Origin of the sequence: Streptomyces sp. NPDC059092, assembly GCF_042756365.1 — a bacterium.
Lineage (GTDB): Bacteria > Actinomycetota > Actinomycetes > Streptomycetales > Streptomycetaceae > Streptomyces.
The window spans coordinates 16,280-32,961 of the sequence record NZ_JBHZEJ010000037.1; the positions used below are offsets into that span (position 1 = coordinate 16,280).

Annotated in this window: 14 protein-coding genes; 1 reads left to right on the plus strand and 13 read right to left on the minus strand. The window is 71.1% G+C overall.

The genetic code is table 11. The annotated features are described in order from the left end of the window. Positions 1 to 15: 15 nt before the first annotated feature. From ACFXPL_RS21575 to ACFXPL_RS21585, 3 genes are all read right to left on the minus strand, one after another. Positions 16 to 1,167: a glycine amidinotransferase gene (locus ACFXPL_RS21575; protein ID WP_384921792.1), complete on the minus strand. Its 1,152-nt coding sequence runs from the start codon at positions 1,165 to 1,167 to the stop codon at positions 16 to 18. Between the two features lie 139 nt (positions 1,168 to 1,306). After that, positions 1,307 to 2,089, minus strand: coding sequence for a thioesterase II family protein (locus ACFXPL_RS21580; protein WP_384921795.1), 783 nt, complete (start codon positions 2,087 to 2,089; stop codon positions 1,307 to 1,309). A gap of 264 nt (positions 2,090 to 2,353) precedes the next feature. Further along, the gene (locus ACFXPL_RS21585) at positions 2,354 to 3,286 is read right to left on the minus strand and encodes a sulfotransferase domain-containing protein (RefSeq protein WP_384921798.1); all 933 of its coding nucleotides are present in this window, start codon (positions 3,284 to 3,286) and stop codon (positions 2,354 to 2,356) included. Positions 3,287 to 4,280: 994 nt separating this feature from the next. On the opposite strand from ACFXPL_RS21585, the gene ACFXPL_RS21590 reads away from it, so the two are divergent. Continuing rightward, the gene (locus tag ACFXPL_RS21590; RefSeq protein WP_384921800.1) at positions 4,281 to 5,198 is read left to right on the plus strand and encodes a TauD/TfdA dioxygenase family protein; all 918 of its coding nucleotides are present in this window, start codon (positions 4,281 to 4,283) and stop codon (positions 5,196 to 5,198) included. 93 nt (positions 5,199 to 5,291) lie between these two features. On the opposite strand, the gene ACFXPL_RS21595 is transcribed toward ACFXPL_RS21590, so the two are convergent. From ACFXPL_RS21595 to ACFXPL_RS21640, 10 genes are all read right to left on the minus strand, one after another. Continuing rightward, the gene (locus ACFXPL_RS21595; protein ID WP_384921803.1) at positions 5,292 to 7,205 is read right to left on the minus strand and encodes an ABC transporter substrate-binding protein; all 1,914 of its coding nucleotides are present in this window, start codon (positions 7,203 to 7,205) and stop codon (positions 5,292 to 5,294) included. Positions 7,206 to 7,419: 214 nt separating this feature from the next. Then, on the minus strand, positions 7,420 to 8,466 hold the full coding sequence (locus tag ACFXPL_RS21600; protein WP_384921806.1) for an ABC transporter permease: 1,047 nt from the start codon (positions 8,464 to 8,466) through the stop codon (positions 7,420 to 7,422). Then, the gene (locus ACFXPL_RS21605) at positions 8,463 to 10,016 is read right to left on the minus strand and encodes a sugar ABC transporter ATP-binding protein (RefSeq protein ID WP_384921809.1); all 1,554 of its coding nucleotides are present in this window, start codon (positions 10,014 to 10,016) and stop codon (positions 8,463 to 8,465) included. Before ACFXPL_RS21605 ends, ACFXPL_RS21600 begins: the two co-directional genes overlap by 4 nt. Before the next feature lie 34 nt (positions 10,017 to 10,050). Beyond that, positions 10,051 to 11,166 (minus strand): sugar ABC transporter substrate-binding protein, encoded by a 1,116-nt coding sequence (locus tag ACFXPL_RS21610; protein ID WP_384921812.1) that lies wholly within the window; start codon positions 11,164 to 11,166, stop codon positions 10,051 to 10,053. A gap of 100 nt (positions 11,167 to 11,266) precedes the next feature. Next, positions 11,267 to 12,109 carry a polysaccharide deacetylase gene (locus ACFXPL_RS21615; RefSeq protein ID WP_384921815.1) on the minus strand — a complete coding sequence of 281 codons (843 nt, stop codon included), beginning with the start codon at positions 12,107 to 12,109 and terminating at the stop codon, positions 11,267 to 11,269. A gap of 64 nt (positions 12,110 to 12,173) precedes the next feature. Beyond that, the gene (locus ACFXPL_RS21620; protein ID WP_384921818.1) at positions 12,174 to 13,061 is read right to left on the minus strand and encodes a nitrilase-related carbon-nitrogen hydrolase; all 888 of its coding nucleotides are present in this window, start codon (positions 13,059 to 13,061) and stop codon (positions 12,174 to 12,176) included. A gap of 52 nt (positions 13,062 to 13,113) precedes the next feature. Continuing rightward, positions 13,114 to 13,833, minus strand: a complete 720-nt coding sequence (locus ACFXPL_RS21625) for an SDR family oxidoreductase (protein WP_384921820.1) — start codon at positions 13,831 to 13,833, stop codon at positions 13,114 to 13,116. A 126-nt stretch (positions 13,834 to 13,959) separates the two neighbouring features. Then, positions 13,960 to 14,712: an SDR family NAD(P)-dependent oxidoreductase gene (locus ACFXPL_RS21630; protein WP_384921823.1), complete on the minus strand. Its 753-nt coding sequence runs from the start codon at positions 14,710 to 14,712 to the stop codon at positions 13,960 to 13,962. Positions 14,713 to 15,115: 403 nt separating this feature from the next. Continuing rightward, positions 15,116 to 16,237 (minus strand): aminotransferase class V-fold PLP-dependent enzyme, encoded by a 1,122-nt coding sequence (locus ACFXPL_RS21635; RefSeq protein ID WP_384921826.1) that lies wholly within the window; start codon positions 16,235 to 16,237, stop codon positions 15,116 to 15,118. Continuing rightward, positions 16,234 to 16,425 (minus strand): hypothetical protein, encoded by a 192-nt coding sequence (locus tag ACFXPL_RS21640; protein WP_384921829.1) that lies wholly within the window; start codon positions 16,423 to 16,425, stop codon positions 16,234 to 16,236. Before ACFXPL_RS21640 ends, ACFXPL_RS21635 begins: the two co-directional genes overlap by 4 nt. Positions 16,426 to 16,682 lie beyond the last annotated feature (257 nt).

Genomic DNA, 16,682 nt, shown 5'->3' on the forward strand with positions numbered 1-16,682 from the left:
GGTCCGCCGTCGGGGTCATGCGAGGTACTCCTCGGGGCCGCCGTCACGGACGGTGTCAAGGGTGAAGCAGTGGAATCCGCCCCCGAAGAGGCGCCGGTGCCGGTGGCGTACGGGGACCACGGTGAGCTTCGCCGCCTCCAGGGCCCGGACCAGTTCGGGGCTGGCCTCATTGACCAGGACGGTGTCCGGGGCGACGGACAGCACGTTGAGGTCGATGAAGGGGCTGGTCAGGATGAGCGCGTCGTCGTCGTACCGCGGAAAGCTGTTCTGCCGCGGCGTGGGCGCGACGATCCGGTCCCAGCGGCGCAGCGCGGGCGGCAGCGCGTCCGCGACCGCCTCGGAGCGGACCAGCAGCAGACCGGGGCGCAGGGCCAGCACCATGCTGTCGATGTGGCTGTCGCTCAGCCGGTGCACCCGGTGGATACGGAATCGGCCTTCGAGGTGGCGCTCCAGCCAGGTGACCGCGAGCCCGTGGTTCTCGGTGGCGACGTTGACGACGATGTCCCGGCCGAGCCGGAGGCACTGGGCCGCGTCGAACATCATCTCCACGCCCACGTCCCAGGGCGAGGGCCGCGGCTCCCCGACGGGTTCCGTCGGTCCGCCTGCGGTCGCGGTGCGCACGTACGACAGGTCGAAGGACGTGTCGGTCATCATGGGGCGCGGCATGGTGGTCCAGCGGGCGCCGCGGCGGAAGTACTCCTGGAAGAGCGGTTTGAGGAACTGGGTCTCGAAGTACCGCGAGCGGATCATCGGGGGTGTCTCGATGATCTCGTCGCCGAGGATGAGCGTGTTGTCACGGATGTTGAGCGGGGGTACGACGGAGGCGGACCAGGCCGGGGTGGTGACCTCGACGGTGTCCGGGGGGAGCGGAAGGGGCCGGTGGACGGTGACGCCCAGGGTGCGCAGGGTGTCGGCCAGGCCCTCCAGGTCCTCGTTCAGCTCGTCGACGTACTGCCGGGCCACGGGCAGCCGCCGCCGGCCGGATCCCTCGCGCCGCGCCGTCAGCCGGGGGTAGTACCACTCGGACCGGGTGGGGTTGTCCTGGGCGAGGTTGTCGTGGAAGAAGAGGTCGAAGGAGAGTTCCCGCTCGTGCGAGACATAGTTCTCCGCGGATCCGACGACGACCTCGCGCAGGGTCGACCACTCGTCAAAACTGTTCAAGCGCACGTGGGGACCGCCTACTCATCTGGACGACTGGTTCACGGGATCCGGACAGGCCCTGCTCAGCCGTCCATCACCTCGATCAAGTTCTTCGGGCTCAGGTGGGTCCGGTACTCCTCGGACCGCAGAGAGCGCCGCGCCGGTGTCAACGGATGGGGTGTCCGGGTCGGGTGGCGGCCCGCAGGGTGTCGGTGACCAGCGAGGCGATCTCCGGTTCGTGGTCGGTGAGGAAGAAGTGGCCGCCGGGGAAGACCTTCAGGCCGAAGGTGCCTGTGGTGTGGTCACGCCATTCGGCCACCTCGTCGACCCCGACATGGGCGTCCCGGTCCCCGGCGAGCGCGACGACGTCGCACCCCACGATTGCGCCGGGTCCGGCGTCGTACGTCTCCGAGGCGATGTAGTCGGCCCGCACCGACGGCAGGAGGAGCCGCAGCAGTTCGGGCTCGTCGAGAATGCGGCCGTCGGTGCCCTCCAGGCTCCGTAGTTCGGCGACGATGCCCTCGTCGTCGAGGAAGCGTACGCCGCGGTCGCCGCCGATCGACGGGGCGCGACGGCCGGAGGCGAACAGGGCGAGAGGCGCGGCGGGACCCTCGCGTTCGAGGAGTCGGGCCAGTTCGAAGCCGACGGCGGCGCCCATGCTGTGCCCGAGAAGTGCGAAGGGGCGTCCCGCGATCAGCGGATCCAGGACCTCGAAGGCGCCGCGGGCGAGGTCCCGCACGGATTCCAGACACGGTTCGTGGAACCGGTTCTGGCGCCCCGGGTACTGCGTGGAGAGGACGTCGACCTCCTCGGCCAGGAGCTCCGACAGGGAGAAGTAGGCGCTCGCGGACCCTCCGGCGTACGGCAGGCACACCAGGGCGGCCTCGGCATCCGGGCGCGGGTGGAATCTGCGGAACCATTGGCTCTTGGACGCAGCGGGTGACTCCATGGCGGGGCTGCTCCCTTCGGCTCGTCGAGGCGGGCCCGAGCGGCTGCCGCTCCGTAGGCACTTGCCCGTACGACATGCACGGCCCACCGTACGTTTCGGCCTGTCCGGGCCGGGTCCGTTGCTGTCCGGGCCAGGGCGTCAGGGCCCTGGCGGGTACCGCTTCGCGGGGTTGTTGTCACAGGTGACGGGCTGGCGGGTGGCCGGCATCGCCGGGTTCACGGTCCATGGCGGTGTCGGGCCCCGTCGGTGCGGAGCCGCCTCAGCTCAGCCGAGGGCGCCCGCTCCGCCGCCGTCGGCGGGTGAGTCGCGGTGCAGCCACTCCAGGAACGGCTGCGGAGCAAGGGTGCTGACCCGTTTCCGGTACGCGTCGAGGTCGGCCTCGGTCAGTACTTCGCGGCCGGCGCCCGAGCGTCCTCCGTGGAAGAAGTCCACCGGGTCCGTGAGGACTTCCGTGTCCGGCGCAAGCCACTGCGCGTTGGCCTTCATCGCGTCGAACGTCGCGGCCTTCACCAGCTCCGGCCAGAGCGCCTCGTCCACCGTGATGCCCAGCCACTCGGCCAGCGCCGCCATGTGACCCCCGAGGTCGGTGCACAGGTCGTCGTAGTGCACGAGCTGGATGTTCGGCTCCGCCCGCCGTTTCCAGGCGTCGAAAGGATGATGCAACTCGGCCGAGGCCACGTCCTGCTCCCAGCCGTCGGACGAACCGGGCTCACACCAGTTCAGCAGATACTCGCGCACCGGCGGAAGCGTGGGCGAGGGCTGGTCGGCAGCCGGTGTGTCCTGGTCGCTCCGGAAGGCGTGCAGCCACTCGGCGCGGATGTTGGCGGCCTGGCGGTACATGGACAGTGCCCGGTCGAGAGGGTGCCGGGCGACCACGATGTAGCTGACGCGCGGATCGAGCGGCAGACCGTCGAGCGGAACGTGCGTCTTGAGGAAGCGGCGGTGTTCCTGCTCGGCGAGTTGTGCGTACATCTTCTCCCGCGGTGTGAACAGCTGGTCCAGCCACGGTGACAGGGCCGACAGCGGCTTCGGGAGTTCAGGCGTCTGGAAGACGAGCAACGCGCATATCATCTGCACCCACGTCGTGCCCGACTTCGCCGGGCTGCTGATGACGATGTCGCCTTCACGCAGCGGAAAGTCGTCCCAGCGGGCGCTGTCCTGCTGCGGCGAACTGTACCGACGCGGTGCTGCCGTCATCGTCGCCCCCCGACCGCTCGGAGAACGTCGCTCAGCACCGGTTCGCCACCGTCGCCGGCGGGCTCGAACGGTTCGGGGCGACATTCGTTCAGGACCGGGTGTCGAACACGCATAACGGTATTCCTCAAAGGAGAACGGGCAGGTGGCGGATACCGTCCCAACCTGCCGTCGCCGCCGTGGGGAGGCATCCACGATCACCACAGTTACGGCCGTACGGTGGCCCTTCCGCTCACCACGCGGCGGCGTGCCGCAGCAGGGCTGCCGCCTCGTCGGACGTGGGCCGTGCCGTGGACGGGGACAGCCGGCACCGGTCGCTCGCGCACGACCCTCAGGAGGCGGCGCCGGAGGACGTCACGGTCGGTGCGCTCGTACGCGGTTTTCACGCCGCCGGCAGAGCCGTCGTGACGTAACGGCGGCTCACACCGATCTCCCCGGCCACCGCGGTTCGGGAGCATCCCTCGCAACGGCCGTACGGTCGGCCTCGCTCCGGCCCCTGACGCCGGTCAGGTTCCCTCCGCGCGGAAGGTCGGGCTCCCATGACACATGCCGTCGATTGCGGGTGCGTTCGCCCCGGTTCCGCCGGGGGACGCTCTGCCCGGTGTCGGCGCCGAGGTGTGCGGGGAACGCGTGGACCGGGTGCGAGGTGACCGTGCCGGGGCACCGCACTCGACTCGCTGATCGAGGACTGCCCGCTGGTGGCGCGGACCGGTCCGGCGCACGACGGGCGAGCGGCGGCCGCACGGAGAGCCCCGGGTCGGCGACCCTGTCGGCTTCATCGACCCGCTGTTCTCCTCAGGTCTCCGCACGGCCACCCGCGGTGCCCTGCCTGCCGAACGCGGATGCGCCGGTATCTCCGGACCGAGTCCGACGAGTTGCGCCGGCTCGGGCCGGAAGGCTGTGGCGGGTGGCCCACCGGATCGGCCCCGACGGCAGCCACCGCGTCGCCACCGCCCGCTCGTACCCCGACTCCCGTACTCATGAAGGAGATACCGCTGTGCCGCAGTCCGCATCCCCGCAGCCCACCAGCGCCGCTGCTCCGGCCCCCGCTTCCGCATCCGGCGACGAGTTCGACATCCGCCTCGTCTCCGGCGCCCTCGGCGCCGAGGTACGCGGAATCGATCTGAACACGGTCACGGACGCGCAGTTCGACCGGATCCACGAGCTGATGCTCGAACACCTCGTGCTGTTCTTCCCGGGCCAGGCGAGCCTGACCCCGAAGGCGCATGTGGCGCTCGGCCGGCGCTTCGGCGACGTCGAGGTCCACCCGTTCCTGCCCAAGCTGGAGGAACACCCCGAGATCACTCTTATCGAGTCCGACAAGGGTGGGAAGGCCGACGAGTGGCACATCGACGTCAGCTTCAGCCCCAATCCGCCCATCGCCTCGATCCTGCACCTGGTCACCTGCCCGCCCTCGGGCGGTGACACCATGTGGAGCAACCAGTACCTCGCGTACGAAACACTGTCCGCGACGTTCAAGGAGATGCTCGACGGCCTCACCGCGGTCCACGTGCTGAAGATACCGCCGGTCGTCGAGATGTCCGCCGAGCACCCGGTCGTGCGGGTCCACCCGGTGACCGGGCGCCGGTCGCTCTACGTCACCCGGATGTGGACCTCGCACATCCCACAGCTGACGCGGCAGGAGAGCGACGCCGTGCTCCAGCACCTGTTCGAGCACTCCGAGCAGCCGCGCTTCACCTGCCGGCATCGCTGGGACGCGCACACCGTGGCGCTCTGGGACAACCGGGCCACCCAGCACGTCGCCATCAACGACTACCAGGAATACCGCCGCGGCCAGCGCGTCACCGTCCCCGGGGACCGTCCCACGAGCGACACCCCGCGCAAGCCCGACTACGAGCGGAACGGCGACGAGCGGTACTACCCGCGCCGCGTCAACGCCCGCGTCGGCTACTGAGGTCGCGCCTCTCCGCCGCCCCGGACGCGCGCTGTCGCCCGCGCGACGGAGCGCGGTCCGGCTCACCGGCGAACCGGACGAGGTGGTGCTCGTCTACACCGCGGCTTCCGGGTCACCGTCCGCCGCCGCGCCGCGCGTGATGTCCCGCGCGTCGGACGTCGGCTCCGTACCGCGCCGACCGGCCGGTTCGAACCGGGGCGGCAGCCGGAACCGGCCGTCGGCGTACGGGGACGGCGCGAGGATGCGGTGCCGGCCGTCCTGGATCTGGTGCACGAGGTGGGCCTGGCCGATCGACGGGTCCGGCGTCAGCTCCGGATAGGCCAGCGCCGCCTGCCCGGCGTCGGCCAGGTAGTAGGCGCCGTTCACGCCCCGGTGGATCGTGGTCCGCAGCGCGGTGGCGACCCGCCGGTAGTCCCGGGGGTCGTCCACGCGCGACCACGCCCCGGCGATCATCCGCGCCCGGTCGTAGGCGATCCCCGCATGCGACCGGCCGGGCGCGACACCGTGCAGCACCCGGTAACGCGCCGCGAAGGAACGGCCGATGTGATCGGCGTACGTGCCCGTCACCGTCGCCCAGAGCAGCCCCTCGGCCAGCGGCCCCAACGCCTCGCGGAAACTCGGTATGGAGGGGGTGTAGAGCAGGTACGGCAGTACGGGCGGGCCGCCGTCGCGCAGCAGTTCGCGCAGGAACGCGAGGCTGCCCGGCATGAAGTAGTGGCCGACCAGGACCGAGGCCGGGGCCATCTCCCGCACCCGCCGGGCGACCGACTCCCACTCCGCCCCGGCCATACCGATGCCCGACAGCACCGTCAGGGACCAGCCGCCCTCCTCCACGGCCTTTTCCATCTCCCCCCGGCCCAGATCGCCCAGCGGCCACACTCCCTGCACGACCACCAGCCGGTCCGAATCGGGACGCCACCGGCCGCTGTCCCGCAGCCGGGTCAGGAAGCGGACGTAGCCGGGCCCGTAGCGGGTGTCGCTGGGACACACCTGGAACACGCCGCCGTACCGCCCGGGATCGTCGGCGACCCGCGTCACCATCGAGTCCAGTGTCGCCGCGTGGAGGTAGGGACAGCCGTAGTCCGCCGCGATCTCGTGCGCCACGTCCTGCGGACCGATGTAGCCGGAGGTCAGCGCGTCGACCTCCAGGGCCATCAGCTCCTCGAACGCCCCGCGCACCGAAGCCGGGTCCGTCACCTCGACATCCGCGGTGACCACCTCGACACGTCGGCCCGCGATCCCGCCCAGGTCGTTGATCTCCTCCAGCGCGAGCCGTGTCGCCAGCAGCATCTCCCTGCCGTCGTCCGCCGCAGGACCCGTCAGGGGCAGGACCGCGCCCATCAGCAGCGGGCGCCGCCGCAGCGGCCTGGTGGGTCCCGGCACCGGCGCGGGTACGGGGGTGCCGCCCTGTGCGGCGACCGCGACCCGGCCCACCGCGAGACGGCCGAAGGGCGCGCCGCCGCCGGGGAACGGCAGCCGGACCAGGCCCTGGTCCAGGGCGACGGCCGCCGCCGCGGCGCGGCTGGAGAGCTGGAGTTTGGTGAGCAGCCGGTCCACGTGGGTGGTCACCGTACGGGGGCTGGTGAACAGCCGCTCGCCGATCTCGTTGTTGGTGAGTCCGGCGACGATCAGGGTGAGGACGTCGAGTTCCCGCAGTGTCAGCCCGTAGGGCGAGGGGTGACAGGGCTCGATCAGGACACGGCCCAGTGGCCGGTCCGCCGCGTCGCGGAACGGATCCACCCAGACCCGGACCAGGGCGCGGGCCGTGCTGTCGGTCCACATGAACCCGATCCGGCCGGGTTCGGTCCGCACACTTGCGCTGATCAGATCGGTCAGCGCGGTGTGCGTTCGGAGGAAGGCGACGGCCGGGCCCGGCCCGTCGGACGGGTCGCCGGGGGCCCGGTCGGTGGCCTCGACCCGCCCGTCGGCCAGCACGACAGCGGTGGCCGGAGGTGTCGGACGGGTGCCGTGGTGCCAGGGAGGAGGAGTTTTCTTCACTGCGGACACGGGCGTATCCCCGTCCCTTTGTGTGAGGGCGGCCGCGGACGACGCGGCCCCGGCACGGTGCCCGGACAGTCCCGGGACCGCGGTGTGATACGCGCTCATCATGCCGGGGACGGGCGCCGACCAACAGGGAGATACGTAACAAACAGATAAGGAGTTGTTTCGGCCATCTTCACCCGCGCGCCGGCCGTGCGTGGCCGCCGGGCCACGGAACCGCTCAGGTCCGCCGTCGGCGCAGCAGCGAGTCGAGCGCGACGGCCGCCACCACGATGGTGCCCTTCGCGATGAGCTGCCAGTGCTGGCTGATGTTGAGGCTGTAGAAGACGTTGGTGAGCGTGGCCAGGATCAGCAGCCCGACGCCGGAGCGCCAGACGGCGCCCTCACCGCCGCGCAGCGAGGTGCCGCCGACCACGACGACGGCGATGGTGTCGAGCGCCACGGTAGCGCCGACGTCGGCCTGGCCCACGCCGAGCCGGGAGGCGTCCATCATGCCCGCGAGCGCGGCCGCCACTCCGGTCATCACGTACGCGCTGCCCACCAGCCACGGCACCCGCAGGCCGGACAGCCGGCCCGCTTCCTCGTTGCCGCCGATGGCGTAGATGTTGCGCCCGTATCCGGTCTGCGAGAGCAGTACGGCGCCCGCGAGGAAGACCACCAGCAGGATCCAGATCGGCAGCGGCACCCCGGCGACCGCGGTGAGGGCCAGGTACTGGAAGGAGATGCCGTCCACGATGAACGGCGCCGAGTTGGAGTACACGTACGCCAGTCCCGAGATCACCGAGGACATGCCCAGCGTCGTGACGAAGGGGTTCACCTTCCAGCGGGCGATGATCGTGCCGTTGGCGGCGCCGACCGCCACGCCCGCCAGCAGGGCGCAGCCGCCCGCCAGGACGACCGACCCGGTGCTCTTGGTGACCCCCGCGAAGACCGTCGCTCCCAGGGCGTAGGTGGCGCCGACGGAGAGGTCGAAACCACCGGAGATGATCACGAACGTCATGGCGACGGCGATGAGGCCCACGGCGGCGTTCTGCGTCAGGATGTCCTGCACGTTGGCGAGCTGGAGGAAGCCCGGGTAGAGCACGGTGGCGGCGAGGACGAGGGCCACCAGGACCCACAGCATGCTGTAGCGCAGGGCGAGCGCCCGGACCCGGGCGGCCCGGCCGGTGGCCGCGGCGCTGTCGGCGGGGTGTTCCGGGCCGGTGGGCACGCCCGGACCGCCGCTGGGCGGCGCGGACGATGTGGTGGGCACGGCGGGTGAACTCATCTGTCGGTCTCCTTCTCGTGAAAGCCCAGGCGTACGATGTCCCGCACCCGGAACCGGGGTGAGTCGGCGGGGATCTCACCGACCACCCGCCCCTTCGCGAAGACCAGGAGACGGTTCGCGATGGCGAGCACCTCCTCCAGTTCGGAGGAGGTGACGATCACGGCGGCGCCGTCCCGCGCGAGGCTGACCAGACTGGCCAGCACCTCGGACTTGGCGCCGACGTCGATCCCGCGGGTCGGCTCGTCGATGAGGAACACGCGTGGGGTGCGGGCCGCCCACTTCGCCAGCAGGACCTTCTGCTGGTTGCCGCCGGACAGGTGGCGCACCGGGGCGTCCAGCCGGTCGGCGTCGAAGCCGAAGTAGCGGGTGAAGCGCTCGGCGTCGGCGCGCTCCCGGCCGCGGTCGATACGCCCGAGCCGTGTGAAGCGGGTGACACCGACACTGACGTTGCCCACCGCGTCCATGCCGGGGACGAGCCCGTTCTTGCGGTCCTCGGGCACCATGACCACACCGCTCGCGATGGCCTCCCTGGCGGAGCGCGGCCAGGGCACGGGCTCGCCGCCGAGGCGCAGTTCGCCCGAGGACGTACGGTCCAGGCCCGCCAGGGCCCGCATGAACGTGGTGCGGCCGGAGCCGACCAGCCCCCACAGACCGACGATCTCGCCCTGGTGGACCCGGATGCCGATGTCGTCGACGATGCCCGCGCTGACGGCGGACGCCTCCAGCGCCGGGCCGCCCGGCTCGTGGGTGGCGCCTCGCGCGGTCACCCCGATCTCCCGGCCGACCATGGAGCGGATCAGCGCCTGCCGGTTCCACCGCTCGCGGGGAGCGGTCTCCACCAGGCGTCCGTTGCGCAGTACGGAGATGGTGTCGCTCAGCCGGAGCACCTCTTCGAGGTTGTGGCTGACGAAGACGATCGTCGTTCCCCGGGAGCGCAGCCGGTCCAGGATCCGGTACAGGATGTCCCGTTCGTGCTCGGCGAGGGCGGCGCTGGGCTCGTCCAGCAGCAGCACCCGGCCGTCGGCCTGGACACCGCGCATGATCTCCAGGATCTGCTGCTGGGAGACGGAGAGGGTACAGGCGAGGGCGTCGGCCGGGATCGACACCTCGAAGTCCGCGCACATCTCCTCGTACCGGCGGCGCATCTCACGGCGGGAGAGCAGCCCCCGCCGGGTGAGCTGGCCGCCGAGGAAGACGTTCGCCTCGGCGCTCAACGCGGGGACCATGGTGAGTTCCTGGTAGACCGTCACCAGTCCGAGTCCACGTGCCTTGCGGGGACCGCCGGCGCCCAGGACCGTGTCGAAGACCTCCACGGATCCGGTGTCGGCGGCGAGCCGGCCGCTGACCATCCCGAGCAGGGTGGACTTCCCGGCGCCGTTCTCGCCGACGAGGGCGTGCACGGCGCCCGCGGGGATCTCCAGGTCGACGTCGCGTACCGCGTACGTCTTGCCGAACACCTTTCCCACTCCCCGGCACACCACGGCCGGCGGGGGCGGCTGCGCCACCGGAGGGGACGCGGCCCGATCGGAGGCGGTGGGTTGCGCTGTCATCTGTGGCTCCTCTCGTGACACGGCACGGACCGGTTCAGTACTCGGGGTGGAAGTCGCCGATGGTCTCCCGGGTCGCGAAGGGCGTGCCGGGCAGCGCGGACGACTCGGTGAGGTTGATGAAGCGCGGGACGTCCTCGCCCTTGACGTGGTCGGCGAGCGCGCGGATCGCCTCGATGGTCTCCTGCGCGGGCAGCATCATCACGCTCTGTTCCAGCGCGCCCCGCTTCACCGAGTCCAGTGCCCAGGCGTCGCCGCCGAAGTCGTAGATCTTGACCTTCCCGGCGCGTTGCACACCGCTCACGGCCTGGACGACGCCGCGGCTCATCCCGGAGAAGTTCGACATGATGACGTCGAGGTCCGGGTTGGCCCGCAGGATGGTCTGGGCCGCCGCCAGGCCCTTGGGCGTGGTGTAGTCGGTGGACTGCCGGGCGACGACCTCGAACCCCTTGTGCTTCGCGAACTCCTTGGCGGCCTCCTGGAAGCAGATGGTGTTGGCGTTGAGGTCGGGGCCGGAGATGAGCGCCACCTTGGCGCCCCCGGGGTTGTCCTTGACGACTTGGCCGACCCACGCGCGGTAGACGTCGAGGGTCTGGCCACCGACGTAGGTGACGGTGCCCGGCTCCCAGGTCTTTTCACCGAGTTCGGTGGCGCGCCCGCAGATCGGCAGGTTGAAGACGGAGACGAGGATGCCCTTGTCTGCGGCGTTCTTGGTGAGCAGCTTGCACACCAGGTTGCCGTCGTTCGGTTCGACGGCGAAGGCGTTGTACCGGCCGCTGGTCAGGGCCGTCTGTATCTGGTCGAACTGCTTCTGCGCGTCGAACCGCCCGTCGAAGACGTCGAGTTTCACCCCCAGCGTGCCGGACTCCTTCTTGGCCGCCGCGATGGCCGCCTGGAGGTAGGCGTTGCTGGTGCCCGCCGAGAAGTAGGCGATCTTCAGATCCGAGACCTCGGCGGGCCCCTCGGCGCCTGCGGAGGAGGTGCCGTCGGAGGCGGACGCGGCCTGGTCCGAGGGGACGGAACACGCCCCGGCGGTCAGGGCCACGGTGAGCGCGCAGGCGACGGCAGCGAGGAGGGAGCGCGCGCCGCGCCTGCCGGTGGCGGTACGGGTGCCGGGTCTGCGAGGGCCGGAGTTCTTGACGGGTCGTTCCATGGTCGTTCTCCCTACGGGGTACGGGCGAGGTGACACGGGAGCGCGGGGGGCGTCGGCCGGGGGGGGCGAAAGCGGGATGCGATGGCTTCGGGGTGTGCCCTCAGTCCTCGGTCCAGGTGTCGTAGATCTCGCTCAGACCGGCGAACCAGGTGCCCTCGTGGCCGCTCATGTAGTCGATGAGCTTCTCGAAACCGATCAGGTTGTGCGCACGCGCGATGGTCTGCGGGTGCACGGTCAGTGCGAGCACGCCCGACGGCACATGCTGGTAGGCATAGTCGAAGTGGTCCTTCCAGCGCTGGAACATCACCTCGCTGGAGCCCAGTCCCTGGTTGACGCCGGGGATGTACTCGGCGACGGGGAAGTCGTCGAGGAACCACGAGACGGGGAACTCCAGCAGCGGGCTCGGCGGACCGAAGCTGCTGCCCTCCTCCCAGCCCACGGTCACCGGCCGCGGGTGGTACGGCTCGAAGTCACGGCCCATGAGCGAGGAGTCCCACTCGAATCCGTTCTCCTCCAGGATCTGGAGGGTCCCGTCGGTGAAGTCCCAGGCGGGGGAACGGTATCCGCGCGGGCGGACACCGACCAGTTTCTCGTGCTGGGCCAGCTGCGCGGCCATCAGCCGCCGCTCGGTGTCGAGGTCGAGGCTCGGCACGCCCTCGTGGTAACAGCCGTGGGCGGCTATCTCGTGACCGGCGTCCACGATCTCCCGGAAGCGGTCCGGGAACGTCACCATGGAGTGGCCCGGCGTGCACCAGGTGGCCCGTACCCCGTACCGCTCGAAGAGGCTGATCAGCCGGGGCACTCCGACCTCGGCGCAGAACTCACCACGGGAGAGATAGCTGGGGCTGCTGAGGTTGAAGGTGCCCATCCAGACGCTGTGCGCGTCGAAGTCGGCACCGATGGAGACGGCGAGAGTCTTGCCCTCGGGAAGGTGGAGAGGCATGTCGTCCTCCGATGGGAGACGGGAAAGGAAGGGGGCGGGTGCTACGCGGGGCGGACCCGGGAGGTCAGAGACCGGCGAGCAGTTCGTCGGCGTAGCCGCGGTACACCGGCGCGCGGCGGCGCCGGTCCCTATGGGTGGTGGCCGCGCCCGTACGCCGGTTCTCGTGGAGCAGATCGAGGTCGAGCCGGGCCAGGATGACGTCCTCGGTGTCCGGGGCCGCCTCGGCGAGCACACCGTCAGGGGTGAACCCGGCGTCGCAGGGGCCGAGGACCGAGGAGCGGCCCCTGCCCGGGGAGAGCGGAGCCCCGGGATCGCCGGTGGTCGGGCAGTGCACCATGTACACCTGGTTCTCGATGGCGCGGGCCTGGGCGCAGTGCCGGACGCGCCAGAAACCGGCCGGGGTGAAGGTGTAGGAAGGGCTGACGATCAGATCCGCGCCCTTGCGGGCGAGGACCGTCGCGACCTCGGGGATCTCCGTCTCGTAGCAGATGGAGACGCCGACGGTGACGGAGCCGACACGGAAGGGCGCCAGGGTGTCGCCCTCGCCGGTGCCCCAGCCGGCCTCGGCGGGGAAGATATGGGTCTTGACGTGACGGACGACCGAGCCGTCGGGGAAGAACACGAAGGCCGTGTTGTGCACCCCTGCTCCGTCGGGGGCGCGCACCAGGTGCGAGCCGGCGACGATGACCTGGCCCCGGATGCGGGCCAAGTCCTGGAACAGGGCGCCGTAGTCGTCGGTGTAGTCCGCGATACGGCTCAACTCGCCGACGGGTTCGCCGCGCCAGCCGGGCCGGGCGGTGAAGAGCGCCGCCGTGAACAGCTCGGGCAGGACCACCAGGTCGGCGCCGTCGGTACGGTCGAGCAGGCCGCGCACCTGTCCGGCGAAGGCGGCGAACCCGTCGACCTCGCGCATCTCGAACTGGGCCGCCGCGACGGTGAGGGAGTTACTCATCTCGGGTCTGTCCTCTCTGTGGTGGGTCCGGCCTCCGCGTACCCGTAGTGGCTCACTGGGCGAGCAGTCCGCCGTCGATGACCAGGTCGGTGCCGGTCACGTACGCCGACTCGTCCGAGGCCAGATACACACACCCGTGGGCGATCTCGGCCGGTGTGCCGCCGCGGCGCATCGGGGTGCCCGCCAGGACCGCCGCGTTCAGCTCGGCGGGCTGTGCGTCGGTCAGCGGGGTTTCGATCCAGCCGGGGATAACGGAGTTGGCGCGGATCGCCTCGGCGGCGTAGGTGACGGCAGCGTTGCGGGTCATGCTGCGCACCGCGCCCTTCGCGGCGTGGTAGGCGTGGGTGCCCACACCGCCCACCACCCCCCAGGCCGAGGAGATGTTGATGAGCGAGCCGCCGCCCGCGCGGCGCATCGCGGGGATCGCCGCCCGCATCCCGAGGAAGACACCGGTCTGGTCCACGGCGACGACCCGCTCCCACTCGGCGAGGGTGAGGGTGTCGATCGGCTCGTAGGAGATGAGACCGGCGTTGTTGACGAGGATGTCGAGGCGGCCGTACGTACGCTCCACATCGGCGACGGCCTCCGCCCAGCCGTCCTCGTCCGTGACATCGAGGCGGATCTCCCGGACGCCGGGCACCGGGGGATCGGCCACGGTCAGATCGGCGGAGACGACCACGGCGCCCTCCCGGACGAACGCCTCGGTGATCCCCCGGCCGATCCCCCGGGAACCCCCGGTGACCAGGGCGACCTTGCCCGCCAAACGTCCCATGATGTGCTCTCCGGTCCTACCGGCGCACGGCCGGTCGCAGTATGGTGCGGTGCGGTGTGTGGTGGTGCGGTGTGTGGTGTGATGTGGCGCTGTCCCGGCGTCGGTGCGGGTGTTGACGCGCGAGGTTCAGCGCGCCAGAAAACCGCCGTCGATCACCAGATCGGTACCGGTCACATACGCCGACTCGTCCGACGCCAGATAGACACACCCGTAGGCGATGTCCAGCGGCTCGGCGCCCCGGCCCATCGGCGTCGACGCGATGACGGCGTCGTTGAACTCCGCGGTCTGCGACGCGGTCATGGGCGTGCGGATCCAGCCAGGCAGCACCGCGTTCGCCCGGATCGACTCGGCGGCGTAGGTGACGGCCGCGTTACGGGTCATGCTGCGCACCGCGCCCTTCGTCGCCTGGTAGGCGAGCGATCCGGGGACGGCGGCGGCGCCGTAGATCGAGGAGATGTTGATGAGCGACCCGCCACCGCGCCGCCGCATCGCGGGAATCACCGCCCGCATCCCGAGGAAGACACCGGTCTGGTTCACACCGAGGACACGGTCCCACTCGGCGGCGTGCAGCTCGTGGACGGCTTCGTACGAACCCACTCCGGCGTTGTTGACCAGTACGTCGATACCGCCGAAGCGGTCCTCGACCACGCCCACGACACGGGCCCAGGCGTCCTCGTCGGTCACGTCGAGCCATTCGAACGCGACGGTCCCCGCACCCTCGGCGTGGTCCACCCGGCCGTCCGGCCTCCCGGGGTCGGGCCGGATGACATCGGCGGCCACCACCATGGCCCCTTGCGCGGCGAAGAGGTCGGCGATACCCCGTCCGATCCCCCGGGCCCCGCCACTGACCAGTGCGACCTTGCCTGCCAAACGGCTCATGTCCGCCCTCCGTCCTCAGCCTCGCCCCGGGCCCGGTGACCCCGGTCCGGGGGCTCGTGGAAGGACAGTAGGAGCGGCGGACGCGCACCACGTCCGTAGAAATGCTTACTTCCTGGTCCGCACCGGCCCGGCGGGCCGCACGAGCGGCGGGCAGCGGCTCAGGCCAGAGGCAGGCGGAGACGCGGTGGCGCGGGCGGCGGTACGGGCGGTGGCCGCGCCCGGAGCGAACACGGCCTCAGCGGCCGGAGTCGCCTCGGTGCGGCGCCTTCGGTCCTCCTGTCCGTCGTCCTCCGCCGGATCCTCTTCCGCCCCGTTCAGCTCGACGCCGCCGACGCCCGCCGTCCGGTGACCAGGTTCCTCGGCGCACCGGCATGGGCCCATGGCGGAGAGGGTCAGGAGCGGCTCATGACGGTTCTCCCAGAACGGCCAGGGCGGCGTCGAGTGCGCTCGGCGTGGTGGTGGCGTGCATGCTGAAACGTATGCGGTCGTCCCCGTGCACGGTTGCGGTCACGCCCGCCGCGTCGAGCCGTTCGTGGAGAGCCGGGGCGTCGCCGTGCGTAACACCGACCACGACAAGACCCGCGCGTTCAGACGGTGCGACGGGCGACAGTACCGGCAGGCCGGCGGCGAGCAGCCGGTCGATGAAGGCCGTCGCCGTGTCCTCGATACGACGGTGGACGGTGGCGACCCCGACCGATTCCAGCTGCGCGAGCGCCGTCGCGAGCGCCCCGGATGCGAACGGTGATCCGTTGGTCGTCGAGAAACGCTGTGCGCCCGGGAGCAGTTCGTGGGGCACGCCGTCGTAGTGCGAGGGCCTTTCGACACCGGTCCAGCCGCCGAGAACGGGCCGCAGGCGAGCCAGGCCCCGGGGGGACAGTGCCACGAAGCCCGTGCCCCACCCGGCTCTGAGCCACTTCTGACCGCCGACGACGAGCGCGTCGGCCACGGTCCAGTCGGCGTCGACGACACCGAATCCCTGGATACCGTCGACCACGAGGAGGCGGTCGCCGATCGCCGATCTGATGCCGGCCAGATCGGCGCGGGCCCCGGTGCGGAAGTCGACCGCGCTGACCGCCACGGCGACCGTGTCCGGCGTGAGGGAGGCCGCCACGCGTTCGGGTGTGACCGGCGCGAGCTCGTTCCCGGGCACGGCACGCAGGGTGCGTACGGTAGTGAGCCCCGCGTCCTGTGCTCGCCACCACGCGTACAGATTCGAGGGGAACTCCGCACTGCTGACGAGCACGGCGCCGCGCGGCAGGCCGAAGGCGATCTGGAGGAGGCCGAGCGATGTGCTGGGCGTCAGCACCACCGCGCCGCGGTCGAACCCGGTGAGTCGCGAGACCGCCGCGAGGGCCTTGTCGTCCTCCGCGTGCAGTCCCGCCGAGGGAACACCGGCGCCCGCGTCGGCCGTGAGCCGCCCGATCGTCTCCACGACCGCGCGCGACGGTGGTCCGTAGCTGCCGAAGTTGAGGTATCCGGTCGGCTCGGTGAAGGAGGCGAGGTAGTCGTCGAGCTCCGCCGTCACGCGAGCACCCCCCGGAGGAACTGCCGGGTACTCGGTTCGCCCGGGGCGCCCGTCACCTGCTCGGCCATGTCTCTCTCGACGATGCCGGAATCGTCGATGAAGACGGTCCGCTCGGCACCCTCTCGGGCGAACGCGATCTCGTGTGGGACGACGAGCATGGTCATGCCGTCGCGCGCCGGGGCGCTCATCACGCGCAGTACCTTCCTGACGGGCCGGGGCCGGGCACCGGAGTCGGCTCGTCGAAGAGCAGGAACGGGGGGCTTCATCACGACGGCCCGCGCGTCGGCGACGCGCTGCCATTGGCCTCCTGGGGGCTGTCCAGGATACGCGTCGGCTCCGTCACCGGGGCCCACGCCCTGAGGGATCTCGACAGCCCTGGCCCGCATCCGCCGCACGCGCACCCGTCCCTCCCTCCTGTACCGACGACTTGACGACTTCGAGGACG